This is a genomic window from Hyphobacterium vulgare (genome assembly GCF_042643335.1).
In the GTDB taxonomy this organism is placed as follows: Bacteria; Pseudomonadota; Alphaproteobacteria; order Caulobacterales; family Maricaulaceae; genus Hyphobacterium; species Hyphobacterium vulgare.
Window position 1 is genome coordinate 1 of the sequence record NZ_JBHRSV010000019.1, and the last position, 13,605, is coordinate 13,605.

Below are 13,605 nucleotides of genomic sequence, written 5' to 3' on the forward strand. Positions count from 1 at the left end.
GATGATCTGCTCCTCCGAATAGCGGCTCTTTCGCATCGTCCATCCTCTTCTCGATGGACTCTACCACGTTCAATTGGCCGGAATTCAGGGGGCTGGGTCACTCGAGGCCTACGTCACAAAGCGCTGGGATCGCCAGGCTGCATTGAAGTTTCTACGCAAGGCGATGAAACGATATGGTCAGCCGAAGGCCCTCGTGACAGACCGACTTCGGTCCTACCGGGCAGCATTCAAACAGCTGGGTATCGAGGACGATCAGGAGGTCGGCCGCTGGCTCAACAATCGGGCTGAGAACAGCCACCTACCACTTCGAAGGCGGGAACGGGCGATGCTCCGCTTCCGGCAGATGCGAAGTCTCCAGAAATTCGCCGCCGTCCATTCCTCCGTTCACAACCATTTCAATCTCGAACGCCATCTCAACCCCCGCGACCGGTTCAAGGAGAACCGGCAAGCCGCGCTGGCCGAGTGGCGGCAACTTGCCGCCTGATCAGGGCCGCTCCACCTCTAACGGAGACCGGTTCGCTTTTGTCTGACAGCGCCTCACTGTGGCATGGCCAGCCCGCCGCCGTGATCACAGCCGGAAAACTCCAGCTTCCGGCGGTCCAGCGTTGGGGAGCAGCGCAACAGCCGGAAAACTCCAGCTTCCGGCGGTCCAACGTTGGGGAGCAGTGCAGAAAGGCTCAGACTCTCGAAATAAACGAGGGACACGAGGGTCGAAGGTCACTGGCTCTGTTCCGTCTGAGGCATCTTTCCTGAATTTTATCCAGTCGAGCCTGCCCAGGCTTGCCATTTGGTCAACTATCGAGCTAGCCAATTTAAGGCGCCGGTCGATGTATCCAACAATACTATTCCGACCCAGGAATCTCCATTATCGTCAATGCTGGATAACGTTATCGCAACTTCATTTGTCCCCGGTCTCCAACTACTCGCGGACACGACATGTCCGGCCGGCGCATCAAAAACCAGAACGTCATTCTGATCGTCGACCATGCGGAGGGCGCTCCCACCTGGTCCCTGAACCGAGTAGAGCCACGATCCTGCTGGTGTGGGTGCAGGAGACCCGACGCGTCTGTCAGCAGCAGCCTCGACAAGTGTGCGTGTTTCACCGGTTGCCGGCGACACCAATTCAATGGAAGTGCCACCGTCGGTCGCGGTCTGGTCAAACGCGACCCATTGGCCATCATAACTCCACTTTGCATGGAATTCTTGACTTGGCGTGTTGGTTAATTGCGTGGACGTTCCAGTTTCGAGTTCAATCAGAAGGATATCCGCGTGCGGCCCCATTTCGACGATTGCGAGAAATGCGCCGTCGGGAGAAATATGCGGATGCGCCGTGCGCGCGTCGGAAGCATACACACTGCTTGCATTTCGACCGTCGAGAGAGACCTCGAATATATCCCAGTTACCCCGCATGCCCACTTCCGAGCCAACAAAGACAATAGAGCGGCCATCAGGCATCCAAACGGGGTTGGCCGCCCAAGCGAATTCTAAATTGACTCCGATCGCCTCGTGAGAGGACATGTCCATAAGAAATATTTCGCTGGTACCGGAATCGAGATCCCAGCCAAAATAGGTCAATTGGCTGCCGTCCGGAGAAAATTGAGGGTGGCCAAATTGAGCGGATGCAGTCTCGGAAAGGAAAAGTGCCAATATCGTAGCTGTTGATGCGATCGTGTACATTTTTCTCTTCCTTATTGATATTAGCATTGGAGACGGAATATTTTATTAGAATAGTCACTGCCGTCAAAACACAGTGCCTATTTCTGTCCACTGCCGGGTTCGACACTGATGTTGAATTCAGAATGAGCATCGACCTGGCTGCGAGTGGTCGATTGGATTCTTTCGACCGGTTAGATCGGTATCAACTTTAATTTCGTGAGCGGCTCTGTTCGCGTCGTGAAAGGTTCTGACAGCCGAAACAGCAGGGTGCGCCAAAATCAGATTGTCCAGTGAGGAACAACGCCTTCGCAGGATCTGACTGGCGTTTTGAGACCCCGGAACAAGCTTGAAAACGTTAGGTGCCCCGACCGAACCAGACGAGCAACCCCATGACGAGGGGATTTCGCCGAAGATTTTGTATGAGGACGGCTAATTTCGAACCAGCGCGCGCGGCGCTTCGGCCCCATCGGAAGGAACGGCAAAAAGATTGAATTGGCCGGTACCCCAGTCGCCAGCTTCAAAATAAATTGTCGCTCCGTCCGGGCCGACGGACGGAAAGTACGTGTACATGGTAGCGAATTCTTCGGTGAAAAGCCGGCCAATCTCGCCAGTTTCAAGATTCATGCGATAGAGCGAGGGCTCTCGAGTTTCCAACGCCCCAGCGAATATTAAAGTCGCACCATTATCGACCAGTCGCGGATGGGTTTCTTGATTGACGGTATCAGTCAACTGTCGCGTCTCACCAGAATTCATATCATGCCAAAAAACGTCAAAGCGTTCATTGTTGTTTTCCCCACCACTTCCAACCACGAATACCAGAGAGTGGTCTGTTTCGGCCCAGGCTGGCTCCGAAACTTGACCTGGAAGATCGGGGATCTCGATAGTGCGAACGCGTCCGGTGTCGACATCTGCGATTTGAAGATCGCCACGATCCATCCAGATCAGCTGAGTTCCATCGGGCGACCAGCTTACGTTGACGCCCGACCCAAGCCTTGTGATCTCATTTGTGGCAAGGTCGTGAACCACGACCTCCAAGGCACCCATGGACGCCCCGCGTGAGTATGCAATTCGGTTATCGACCGGAGACCATTCAGGTTCAATTTCCCAAAGGTTTTCGGTGCTGGTAAGATTGGCTGTCTGCCCTGTGCCAATGTCCATCAGAAAGAGGTCCGGGAAGTCTGGCTCGCGGTAGCTGTAAAAGACCGCTTGGCTCCCGTCGGGCGAAACCGATGGATGAAAATCCTGCTTGCGACCGGGGTGTTGCGCCAACGCATGGCTCGCGCCCAGTGCAGCGACGAGGACACCTAAAACAGCTTTTTTCATGACAGCTTTCCTAGCCAAGTTCTCAAACTGAACGTCACCTGCTGTCTGCAGTCTCACAGAGCAACTTTAATTTCGTGAGCGGCTCTGTTCGCGTCGTGAAAGGTTCTGACAGCCGAAAAAGCAGGGTGAACCTGAGATGCTCCGCTCAGCCTAGCCTTGAACACGTTCAAAGCATACGGTCAGGCTATTCCGTGGCATGGTATTCCACCTCCCAATTTTCCGGATTATCGACGAGGCTCTCAAGCGGGTTCCTGGGAATGGAAACCGATATCAATACCGCGATACCGGCGGCGAGAGCGATGCCTGCAGCGATCAGGATCGTGCGGCGATGACCAGAGAAGAGCTTTTCGCGGCTGGGCTGCCAAACGGGTTCAACGAGCAGGCAATATCCGTTCGTTCGTTCGGTTAGGATTATTTGTGACTCTCGCGAATCGTCCTCAAGGGCCTGTCTGAGTTTAGAAACCGCATTGTTGAGTGCCTGAGCGCTAATGTGCTCTACGCCCCAAACGTCTTCAATCAACTCATCGCGACTCTTGTAGCCTGGCCAAGCGCGGGCCAGAGCAACAAGAACCCCCATCAACCGTGGCTGTAGGCGTTTGGTTTCCCCGGACCGCTCGATCGTCCGGCGGGCTGGATCCACGCGCCATTGCCCGATCTTGAAGATACTTGGTGTCATTTGGCGAGACTCGATTTCTGGCAATTTTTCCCAGGCTGCTGCACTCCGAGATGCGATCTAGCAAAAGGGGTTCGCAATGCTTCCTTTCCTCGAGATATCACTCCGAGTAATTCTGCTGTGTGTACCACTGGCGCTGCTGCACGCACCTGTCGAAGCGTCTGATGATCGTGGCGATGTGCTAGCAGAGATGGCCTCAGTCATCCGCGACAATATCTACAATCCGGACCTGACCAGTATCTACGTCGATGCGATTGAATCAATGCGATCTGACTCTTCGATCATGGGAATCGACGATGACGAAGCTTTCGCCCTGTCCGTTCATCGGGTACTTCAGGCGGCGCTGCCTGATGGACACCTCGGTGTCTACGGTCCGGAAAGAACCCGTCGAATCCTCGGCGACCACGACGACATCCCGCATAATTCAGAAGAAGTGCATTCGAATGCACTGCCTTTTTCCATTGTGCCGTTGGAAGCCGAAGGCGCACCTATTGCCTTGATCCGAATTGAGGAGTTCACAAGCGACGAGAGCATTGCTCAAACCTTCAATCGGACATTCTCCGAGATTCCTGACGGCACGGCGTTCATTTTTGATCTTCGAGGCAATCGTGGTGGGGATGCAATGCATTTTCGGATCCTTGCGGCCTGTCTACTCGAACATCCCACAGCTGTTCATGGCATTCGCTGGCGGCACGGAGACGAATTCGAAACCATCGAACGCCATTCGGAGCCTGATCCAGCGTGCCAGCACCATTTTGACGCGCCGCTATATGTGCTTACGGATGCAAGGACCGCTTCTACGGCGGAGTTGATGCCTTTTATTCTTCAGGCAAGGTCGCGTGCGACCATTGTTGGAGAGGCCACGTACGGCGCTAGCCATCCTGCCGAATTTTTCGAACTGCCGCACGGATACGGACTCATGGTGCCGATCGGTATGGCTTTTGACCCTGTTACCCAGGCCGACTGGGAAGGCAGCGGCGTAATACCCGACATATCTGCATCCGGGGATCAGGCGCTTGAAGCCGCTTTCGAACACTTCAACTCACTTCACTTGTGCGCTCGGGTAACGAGTGTGATGCCTAGCGGGTACGTCTGCGAGACAGCGCCTACTGAGCTACTCCCGGTCCATTGGACAGCTTCGGGCGTTTTTTAAGCTACTTTCTGCTCCTGCTGGCCGGATTGATCAGTTTCGTTCTGCTGCCCGTGGTGCTGTCAGACTAAAGCGAACCGGTTTCTGTTGAGGGCTGCGTGGCCCTGATCAGGCGGCGAGTTGCCGCCACTCGGCCAGGGCTGCGTGCCGGTTCTCCTTGAACCGGTCGCGGGGGTTGAGGTGGCGGTCGAGATTGAAATGGTTGTGGACGGAAGAGTGTACGGCGGCGAACTTCTGAAGACTTCGCATCTGCCGGAACCGGAGCATCGCCCGTTCCCGTCGTCGCAATGGTAGATGGCTGTTCTCAGCCCTGTTGTTGAGCCAGCGCCCGACCTCCTGGTGGTCTTCAATGCCGAGTCCTTTGAACGCTGCGCGGTAGGATCCACGCTGGTCCGCCACGATGGCCCTCGGCTGTCCATGCCGCTTCATCGCCTTGCGCAGAAACTTCAATGCAGCCTGGTGATCCCGGCGCTTGGTACCAAATGCCTAGAGGGCCTCACATTCGTGATCGACGGCGCGCCAGAGGTAGTGGGTCACTCCGTTGATCTTCACAAAGATCTCGTCGAGGTGCCACTGCCATTGGGGCCATGCCCGTAACCGGCTTGCGCGCTTCCTCCGTATCTCTGCAGCGAACATCGGTCCGAACCGCTACCAGCGATACTGCACGGTTTTGTGGCTCAGTTCGATCCCGCGTTCGTGGAGTAGGTCTTCAACGTTCCGCAGCGACAGAGGGAACCGGACATACATCATCACCACAAGTCGAATGACCACAAGCGAGGTCTTGAAATACCGAAACGGATTTGTGCTCATCCGCTTAGGATGGCAGCCAAGCTGCTAACGGCCAGTTTCTTCTGACAATACCCCGAGGAGGGTTTCGCGGGTGGTGGGCATTTACCATTCCAAAGCTGACGGTTTCGCCAAGTGTTGCCATTCGGCAAGCGACAACACCACGCCCGAGGATCTACGGAACACGAAAGGAGCACAGGTTTTCAAGTTTCCAGCATGAACTCCACGCCGTGTGTATCCTTACCATTGATTCTCAACGAAAGGGCCTGGGAGCCTGGGTAATAGCGCCGGATCGTGACCGGCGCGATGGCGTGTGATCGGGTCAGGCGGATTGTTTCTCCTGCCGCAAGGGTCAGCTTTTTCCATTTGAAAACTTTGGCGGAATGCGTGTTATTCGCTCTTCGGAAGTGAAGAATGTAGTCGATGATCACCGCTTGGACCGTAGCGCTGGTTGAACGCAAAGTCACACTGAAGTCGAGCGTCTGGCCAAGGCGGATGCCGGGTTGCGTGATCTGGAGGGAATGGGTTTCGATTTGCGGAGCGCTGATGCCAAACGCCCGCAATGCCACCGGATGTCCCTGCTTTATGAGTGTGCGGCAGGCATGCCGGAGGAGTTTTGCGCGCGCAGGGCCTGCCCCGTCGAGCCAATCTTCTGTCAAAGATGCAACCAGATCTGGATGGTCCTTGGCAATGTCGTTCAGGTTGTTTGCCACCGAGCGGCGGACATATTCATCTTCATCGTCGCGCAGGGCTTCGAGCAGCGGCAGAATGGGCCGGGGGTCACGCATGAGCGCTGGAAGACGCATCGCCCAGGGCAGGCGCGGCCTTGTGCCTTCAGAGACGAGACGCCGCACGTGGCGGTTGGGGTCGTCAACCCATTCGTGGATCCGGCCGAGGGCCCTGTCCTGATCCGCCAGAAGGAAATACCGCACATCGAATTCCGAGGAGAATCGGCTGGTCATTTCCTTCAGGAGGTCGAGCCCCTCGTCGAATGCCGCCACCCCATGCTGCCCGACCACAGCGCCAAGCGGCATCATGGCCCAGCCGCGCAGGCCCAGATCATCACTCTGTCCGGACGAATGCGCATCTTGGTCGGGATGCAGCATGGCGCGGATCAAAGCAAATCTCTTAGTCAGGTCTTGCGGGAGGCAGGCATGCAGATGGTCGGTGATCAGCTGAGAGCGTTGTTTTAGTTCCAGCCGGGGCAGCTCGGCGCAGATCGCAGCGACAAAGTCGCTGCGATCAAATCCGTCGAGATGTCGGGCCACATGGGCCGCGATCCGGCCCACCAGGTCAGGTGATAGCGAATTCTTGAGCGGCTCCATGTGTGATCATTACCCTCAAACGGGAGCGTAGGTTGCCAAAGAGGCGCAAACTTCGTGCCTGCCACCGCCCTCAGAGATGTCCATGACAGCGAAAAACGCATGGCAGACCTCGGAGGCCATTTCTGCCCCGACTACCTCTTCCATGTCTTCCTGGCTACGGAACTGCACGACATCGATGTAGCTGCCGTCCGTTTTGCGCAGGAGTTCGCGGCGCAACACCCCGGGCTGCCGGCTCACGAAGTCGCGATCGAAGACACTCGAAGCCGCGATCAGGTCTTGTTCGGTTTTTCCCGGGGCAAGCCGGAAGGGGGCCAGAACGGTTACAGTCATGGGGACACTCCTTTGTTAACCATTGCGAACTCCTATCGACGTATATGCCATTTTGTGGCATATTTGTTTGATGGCCCGCACATCAACATTCGGTCGACTGAATCGACTGGAGCTTTTGACCGCTCACCTCAAGTCGGGTGAACATCTGACCGTTCGCGGGCTGGCGATGGATATGGGCGTGAGTGTCCGCACACTGAGTCGTGATATCGATCTCTTACGCGAGCAAGGTTTGCCCATCGAAGCGGACCGTGGGCGCGGCGGGGGGCTTCGTCTGTCGCAACGCTGGGGTGTGGGCCGGGTTTCACTGACCTATACCGAGGCGGTCGACTTGCTTGTCAGCCTTGCCATGGCGGAGCAGATGGAAACGCCGCTACTGATGGCCAATCTGGCAAGCGTCAGGCGAAAACTGACAGCCTCGTTCTCACCCGATATGGCCGCCAGGGTCAGCGGTTTGAAGGCGCGCATCCGGGTTGGAAAACCGGCCAGTGCGGCATTGTCGGATCAGGCGCGCGCCCCAAGGCCGGAGGTCGTGGAACAGTTGAATCAAGCATTCCTGAACCTTCAATGTCTGTCCATTTCGTACCGGGCCGTTGATGGAAGCCTCACCTCAAGGGTAATTGAGCCGCATTATCTGCTGCTTAGTTCGCCGATCTTGTACGTTCTGGCATGGGACGATCTACGCGACGATGCCAGAACGTTCAGATGCGACAGAATTTTATCGGCGACCACGCTTGAAGATCGAGTGTTCAGGAGTCTCCCTATCAAGCGCTTTGACGCAGCCCTTGAAGGCATCGAAACGATGTAGTCCTTCCACAAGGGCTTGTTTGGCGTTGGGCATCCAGCCCTGTACGTGGTGATCGGCCGGAGACCTGTGGCTCCTGTCTGCGCATGAGCACACGCTGATCAATACGACAGCATCACGCTTACGGGGCCCGATATTTCACCTTTACCGCACGGTTTCGTGGCTTTGTTCGATCCCACGCTCGTGGAGCAAATCCTCGACGTTTCGAAGCGAAAGCGGACATACATCATCACCGCAAGACGGATCACCTCAGGCGACGTTTTGAAGTAGCGAAATGGGTTCTTTATCCAGGCAACTTTGCCGGCGAACCAATAACGGCCCGTTTAATCGGACACCGCCCACCTGCCAGGTCCTAGCGCGAGACGTTCCCCGTAAATTTCGCTGACAGCACCCCTTTCACGCCCCAAAAGGAGCCGATCGCGTCGCGCTACCTTTCAGCAATCCGGCCGCGGCTGTACCCGATCCGAACTTTCACAGGCCGCTTAATCAATCTTGCCATTGAGCGGTTCTTTCACTGAAATCGAGGTACAAGATGAGATCCACAATTTTCTCCGCAACCGCCGCATTCGCGCTTTTTGCGGGTGCCGCTGTGGCACAGGACAACTATGTCTCCGGACAGATCGGGCTACGCGCCGTCGAAGATATTGAAGGTAGCCTTTCCGGTGGCACAATCGATCTGGAGCTAAACAATGCTCTCTACTTTTCCGGCGCACTTGGCCGAAAATTCGGTCAATGGCGTTTTGAAGCCGAAATCGCAAGTCGTGGCGGAAGCTTCAATGCGCTGACGATTAATGGCGTCGATGTTGGTGCAACAGGCGACGGATTGTCCGCCGCGAGTCTGATGGCAAACGCGATTTTCGATTTCCGTCCAGAACAACAATGGACACCTTATGTCGGCGCGGGTCTTGGCGTGGCCCGAGTTAGTGCCAACTTCGCCGGAGCCGGCGGTGCCATTGATGGTGACGAGACTGCTTTGGCGATCCAGTTAATCGGTGGTATTTCGTATGACATTACCGAGACTGCGACGATCTTCACGGATCTACGCTACTTTCGTGCCCGGGAAACCGATTACACGTTGATTGCACCCCTGGGCACGACGCCTACCTCACTCCAGTTCGATGGCTACACCTTGGGAATTGGGCTGAGTTTTTCGTTTTAGCCTATATTATTCTTGTATACGCAGATGTGCGGTACCGGCGTGTACCGCACATCGACGGCGATTTTGGGACAGCTAGGATGATCGGGAATCGTTGCGTCTTCGACAGAAACGCGATCATGACAGCTGATGGGAGACCTCGATGAGGGGACGTCGCTTTTTCGCGGCTGCACTGCATGCACTCACGGGTCCGCTCCTTGTCCTGATTATGCTGGCCGTTATTTCGCCAAATGCCTCTGCCGTTGTGATCCAAGGCGACCCTGCGCCCCACTCAGTTTGGAGGGCAGGTGAGCCAGCACCATGGGCGTCGGACACTTCGCGATCCGGCCAGTGGTTACCCATCGAAACCCTCGATCCCAATTTCCGGGGGGCGTTCTGGATGCAAGTTCCGGTTTCGCCAGACCAATCCTGGGCAGGGGTTCAGGCTGTCGTTCGCATTAAAACGAACCTGACTATTGATGCCTATTGGGATGGTCGCTTTCTGGGCAACAATTCGGCGTTGCCAGTGGGTAGTACGCCCCGACCGTATCAAACTGTCGAGTTAACCTTGCCATCAGACTGGACCCAAACTGGGCTAGCCACTCTGTCTATCTATGCTCGATCAGAAGGTTTGCCTCAGCGTGAAGAGCTCTTCGTCGAATTTGATATTCGCCCCTCTTTCGGGCACGTGCAGGCGGTTCGAGTGTCAGACTGGATTGATGGGGCCGCCATTTTTCTTTCCTTTTTTATTGCAATATCGTTCGGGGTCTTGTGGGCGCTTAGACGCCACCGACCTGATTTGCTGTTAGCGGCGGTAACGTGTCTGTCGGTGTCCGCAATAATTTTGCTCGATTACGACGGACGTGCCTTTTACCTGATTTCCAGTCGATCCAGTTTGGCCGATGCCGCATTATTTGTTCTGTCTTTAGCCGTCCTAATGCTCATTCCGGCGCTATTCGCGGTCAGATTGAAAATAAATAATCGCCTCGTTTGGAGTGGTGTCGCCATTGCAGCCGTTTTTATGGGCATGCCCAGCTGGCCGATTCTGACGTTCGATCAGGACGCACGGATATTTCTCGCAATGACCGCTGTTCTACTGGCGATGGCGGCTACGGCTCCACAGCGGCAGCTCGAAAAGCTGGGTTTTGCTGCGGGCTCTCTTGCGCTGGCAGTAGTGATCGTCCTTGAGCCTGACAATCTTACGCGCTTTCTCGCTGCGCTAACTTTTTTGATGTCAATATGGTTGCTTGTCGATCTTTTCTTGACGGAGTCGAACGCTCGAAGAGCGGAAGCCAAGTCAGCCCGTCTTCAGACTGAATTGATCAAACGAAACATTCAGCCTCATTTCATCCTCAACAGCCTTACGGTCGCCATCGAGTTGCAGGAAACTGACCGACAAATGGCGCGACGTTTCATTGAGGCGTTGGCTGAAGAATATCGGGCGTTGTCCGACTTGATTGACAAGCCAAGCGTTACGCTTCTTCAGGAACTCAATCTTACCCGCAAACACTTGGCGATGATGAGCTTTCGAATGGGGCGCACATTTTCGTTGAAATACACGGGCGATAGTCCAGAGCAGGCATTCCCGCCGGGAATTCTCCATACTCTTGTTGAAAATGCGCTCAGTCACAATCGGTATCAGGACCCAGCGGTCGAATTCGCCGTCAGTGTGGAGACATCAAGAGGAAGATCTCGTCTCACCTTGCGCATACCGCTGGGTACGGATCAGAACCGATCGGGCGCATCATCAGGTTCCGGTATGGCCTACGTGAAGGCCCGGCTCGAAGACTTCGCGCCGGGCGCATGGAGCTTGTCCTCTGTTCAGGAAGGCAGCCATTGGGTCACATCTGTCACCTTCAAGGTCGATTAAAATGGCAATTCGTCCTGCTACACGCATCTTGTCAATAGAAGACGAGCCAGTCATCGCCAGCAGGATTGAGCGGCTAGCCACTGACTATCTTGGCGCTGCGCTCAAGTCTTTTGACCACCGGCCGTCGATTGAAAGTGGGATCGAGTTTCTCGAGACCTATCCGGTGGATCTGTTGTTCTTGGATTTGAATTTGCGCGGCGAAGACGGGTTCGAAGTCCTAGAACAGATCACTTCTTTCGCAGCTCAGACCGTTGTTATTTCGGCGTACGCTGACCGGGCTGCAAAAGGGTTTGACTACGGCGTGATTGACTTCATTACCAAGCCGTTCGATGCGGAGCGTTTGGCACGCGGCATTGATCGATATTTCAACAAGCATCCCACCGAAGATCGCGCAGCGAAGTATTTGAGTTTCCGCACAGGTCGGCGGGTCAATGTCGTTAGTCTGGACGACGTTGTGTTTGCGAGAGGGGCAGATAAGTATTCCGAAATCCTGCTCGAGAATGGGGATATCAAGCTGCACGACAAATCACTGAATCAATTGGAATCCGTGCTACCCGAGACGTTCATGCGTGTGCACAAGTCATACCTTGTTAATCTAGGCAAGGTCGAAACTTGGCAGACCTTCCCTGGCAACAGAATGGATTTGATATTCACATCCGGAGCCCGTGCTTCGGTCAGCAGAGCGAAAATTTTCAGCGTGAAAGCGATGTTTCGCTAGACGCTGCACTGTTGCCTAGTGCCATTGGCCTGCCCCTCAGAGGTGGTCCACCAGATTTGTTAGCCCGGCGGTTTCAAGCTAGCGGCGTTCATGCTGCCACCTGCCCATGGCGAGGCGGCATGAACGCTGCGGGCAAGATGGCTGTTGGGGCGGGCGGTTTGTAGCCGAGGGACGACGCTGAACCGCTTCGTCTGGTGCGGGCGGGAGTCGCAGCCGGGACGCACGCCCGCCATCAGCCGGCGCTGCGGGTGAAGACCTCGTCATTCCAGATGAAGCCGGTCGGGCGGCCGTCCTCGCCTAGGGTGAACTCGAACGCGTCGGGCTGGTCGAAGGGCGTTGCCGTGCCGCCGAACAGGCCCGGTCGCGCGGGCCGCAAATTCGAGCGCATATCGCCGAACCGGAATTCGAGACCGCTGCCCGACGGGACGAATTCCGCCGTGACGGGCAGGCGCTCGCTCACGTAACGGCCGGCATAGACGGCCAGCTCGCTTGCGTCCGGCTGCCACGTCCAGCCGCCCCAGCTTTCACCGGCGAGCGCCTCGGCCAGCGATTGCTGCTGGAATTGCAGATGGGCGGCGGTGCGTTCGTGATAGAATTGCAGGCGCGCCTCGACCATTCGGTCGGCATCGGGATGGTCGGCGAGAAATTGCAGGAACATCCGCACGGCGGTCTGGGTCCACCAGCCGGTCATGTTGTCGGAATTGCCGAAGGCGGCGATGCCGACGCCGGCATCGGGCGACCACGCCATGATGGAGCGCGCGCCAGTATAGCCGCCGCCGTGGATGTGGATTTCGAACCCCTCGAAACTGCAGACGGCCCAGCCGAGCGCGTAGCCGTCGCACTCCATTTCGTAGGGATTCTGGCTGCCCATGCCGGTTTCGGCAAAGGAGGTGTTGGCGGTTTCCAGCATGGATGCAGTCAGGCCCGCCTCGGGCGCCTCGCCGCGCAGCTGCAGCTGCAGCCAGGCGATCATGTCGCCGGGAGATGTCACGAGCCCGCCGGCCGATTGCATCATGCCATCGGTCTTCGGGCGGATTTCGAACCAGCCGTCTTCCTCGCCCTGCCAGATGTGGCTCCAAGACAGCTCGTCGAGCATGAAATCGGACGTACGCGCGGAGGTCCGGTCCATGCCGAGGGGATCGAAGATGACCTCGTCGAGCCACTCCTGCCAGGGCCGTCCGGTCACCGTTTCGAGAATGGCGGCATAGACGTTGTAGCCGAGATTGTCATAGCGGAATCCGGGATCCCGGGGCTCGGAATAGGCCGAGATCAGCTCGGGATAATCGACCGGATCGACGCGCATCACGTAGGCTTCCATGAAGGTGATCGTGACGTTCTCGAAGGGCACCTGGTGGGTCAGGAGATCGCGCAGCGTGAAGTCGCCGGGCGCCATGTTGCCGGGCCACTGCGCGTCCGGCCAGAACGTGTCGAGCGGCGTGTCGAGCGGTAGGATGCCGCGTTCGTCGAGGACGGCGGCGAGCAAGCCGACATAAGCCTTGGTCTGCGAGGCGATATAAATCGGCGTATCCGGCGTCAGTGGCGCGCCAGTCTCCGCGTTGCGCAGACCTTCGACGCGTTCGATCAGAACGTCGTCTGCGGTCACGACAATGACCGCAAAGCCCGGTCCGACCACGCCGGAGAACTGGTCGAGATAGGCCTCCATCCGTTCGGTGGCGGAGGGGATGTCCTGCGCCAGGGCGGCAGGCGCGAGGGCGAAAAGGCTGACGGCAGTCAGGGTACGCAGCATGGCAATCTCCATTCGGGCTTTCGGGGAGACAGACTGCGCCACCTCTCAGAGGTGGTCCACCCAAACCAAGCTTTTCTGAGCCGAACACGC

Annotated in this window: 11 protein-coding genes and 3 pseudogenes; 6 read left to right on the plus strand and 8 right to left on the minus strand. The window is 56.6% G+C overall.

The genetic code is table 11. The annotated features are described in order from the left end of the window. Window positions 1-100: 100 nt before the first annotated feature. Window positions 101-484: pseudogene (locus tag ACFOOR_RS09575) on the plus strand (DDE-type integrase/transposase/recombinase); the annotation flags it as partial. A 311-nt stretch (window positions 485-795) separates the two neighbouring features. Here ACFOOR_RS09575 and ACFOOR_RS09580 read toward each other — a convergent pair. From ACFOOR_RS09580 to ACFOOR_RS09590, 3 genes are all read right to left on the minus strand, one after another. Beyond that, window positions 796-1,677 carry a TolB family protein gene (locus ACFOOR_RS09580; protein WP_343164149.1) on the minus strand — a complete coding sequence of 294 codons (882 nt, stop codon included), beginning with the start codon at window positions 1,675-1,677 and terminating at the stop codon, window positions 796-798. A gap of 408 nt (window positions 1,678-2,085) precedes the next feature. Further along, a complete protein-coding gene (locus ACFOOR_RS09585) occupies window positions 2,086-2,979 on the minus strand; it encodes a TolB family protein (RefSeq protein ID WP_343164150.1) in 894 nt (297 codons plus the stop codon). A gap of 184 nt (window positions 2,980-3,163) precedes the next feature. After that, window positions 3,164-3,655 carry a winged helix-turn-helix domain-containing protein gene (locus tag ACFOOR_RS09590; protein ID WP_343164151.1) on the minus strand — a complete coding sequence of 164 codons (492 nt, stop codon included), beginning with the start codon at window positions 3,653-3,655 and terminating at the stop codon, window positions 3,164-3,166. Between the two features lie 76 nt (window positions 3,656-3,731). Here ACFOOR_RS09590 and ACFOOR_RS09595 point away from each other — a divergent pair, with 76 nt between their 5' ends. Continuing rightward, complete coding sequence (locus ACFOOR_RS09595; protein ID WP_343164152.1) at window positions 3,732-4,805, plus strand: S41 family peptidase; 1,074 nt, start codon at window positions 3,732-3,734, stop codon at window positions 4,803-4,805. A gap of 105 nt (window positions 4,806-4,910) precedes the next feature. Here ACFOOR_RS09595 and ACFOOR_RS09600 read toward each other — a convergent pair. The 3 genes and pseudogenes from ACFOOR_RS09600 to ACFOOR_RS09610 all read right to left on the minus strand — a co-directional run bounded on the left by ACFOOR_RS09600 (window position 4,911) and on the right by ACFOOR_RS09610 (window position 7,243). After that, window positions 4,911-5,612, minus strand: a pseudogene (locus tag ACFOOR_RS09600) (IS6 family transposase). A gap of 179 nt (window positions 5,613-5,791) precedes the next feature. Continuing rightward, complete coding sequence (locus ACFOOR_RS09605) at window positions 5,792-6,913, minus strand: DNA alkylation repair protein (RefSeq protein WP_343164153.1); 1,122 nt, start codon at window positions 6,911-6,913, stop codon at window positions 5,792-5,794. A gap of 15 nt (window positions 6,914-6,928) precedes the next feature. Further along, window positions 6,929-7,243: a hypothetical protein gene (locus tag ACFOOR_RS09610; RefSeq protein ID WP_343164154.1), complete on the minus strand. Its 315-nt coding sequence runs from the start codon at window positions 7,241-7,243 to the stop codon at window positions 6,929-6,931. A 70-nt stretch (window positions 7,244-7,313) separates the two neighbouring features. Here ACFOOR_RS09610 and ACFOOR_RS09615 point away from each other — a divergent pair, with 70 nt between their 5' ends. Continuing rightward, on the plus strand, window positions 7,314-8,048 hold the full coding sequence (locus ACFOOR_RS09615; RefSeq protein ID WP_343164155.1) for a helix-turn-helix transcriptional regulator: 735 nt from the start codon (window positions 7,314-7,316) through the stop codon (window positions 8,046-8,048). A 144-nt stretch (window positions 8,049-8,192) separates the two neighbouring features. Here ACFOOR_RS09615 and ACFOOR_RS09620 read toward each other — a convergent pair. Next, a pseudogene (locus tag ACFOOR_RS09620) lies at window positions 8,193-8,332 on the minus strand (IS6 family transposase); the annotation flags it as partial. Between the two features lie 245 nt (window positions 8,333-8,577). On the opposite strand from ACFOOR_RS09620, the gene ACFOOR_RS09625 reads away from it, so the two are divergent. The 3 genes from ACFOOR_RS09625 (at window position 8,578) to ACFOOR_RS09635 (ending at window position 11,768) form a co-directional block, all read left to right on the plus strand. Continuing rightward, the gene (locus ACFOOR_RS09625) at window positions 8,578-9,204 is read left to right on the plus strand and encodes an outer membrane protein (protein ID WP_343164156.1); all 627 of its coding nucleotides are present in this window, start codon (window positions 8,578-8,580) and stop codon (window positions 9,202-9,204) included. Window positions 9,205-9,580: 376 nt separating this feature from the next. Next, window positions 9,581-11,050 (plus strand): histidine kinase, encoded by a 1,470-nt coding sequence (locus ACFOOR_RS09630; RefSeq protein ID WP_380214400.1) that lies wholly within the window; start codon window positions 9,581-9,583, stop codon window positions 11,048-11,050. Between the two features lies 1 nt (window position 11,051). Next, complete coding sequence (locus ACFOOR_RS09635) at window positions 11,052-11,768, plus strand: LytR/AlgR family response regulator transcription factor (RefSeq protein WP_343164158.1); 717 nt, start codon at window positions 11,052-11,054, stop codon at window positions 11,766-11,768. A 232-nt stretch (window positions 11,769-12,000) separates the two neighbouring features. Here ACFOOR_RS09635 and ACFOOR_RS09640 read toward each other — a convergent pair whose 3' ends face one another. Further along, on the minus strand, window positions 12,001-13,515 hold the full coding sequence (locus ACFOOR_RS09640; RefSeq protein WP_343164159.1) for a serine hydrolase domain-containing protein: 1,515 nt from the start codon (window positions 13,513-13,515) through the stop codon (window positions 12,001-12,003). Between the last annotated feature and the right edge of the window lie 90 nt (window positions 13,516-13,605).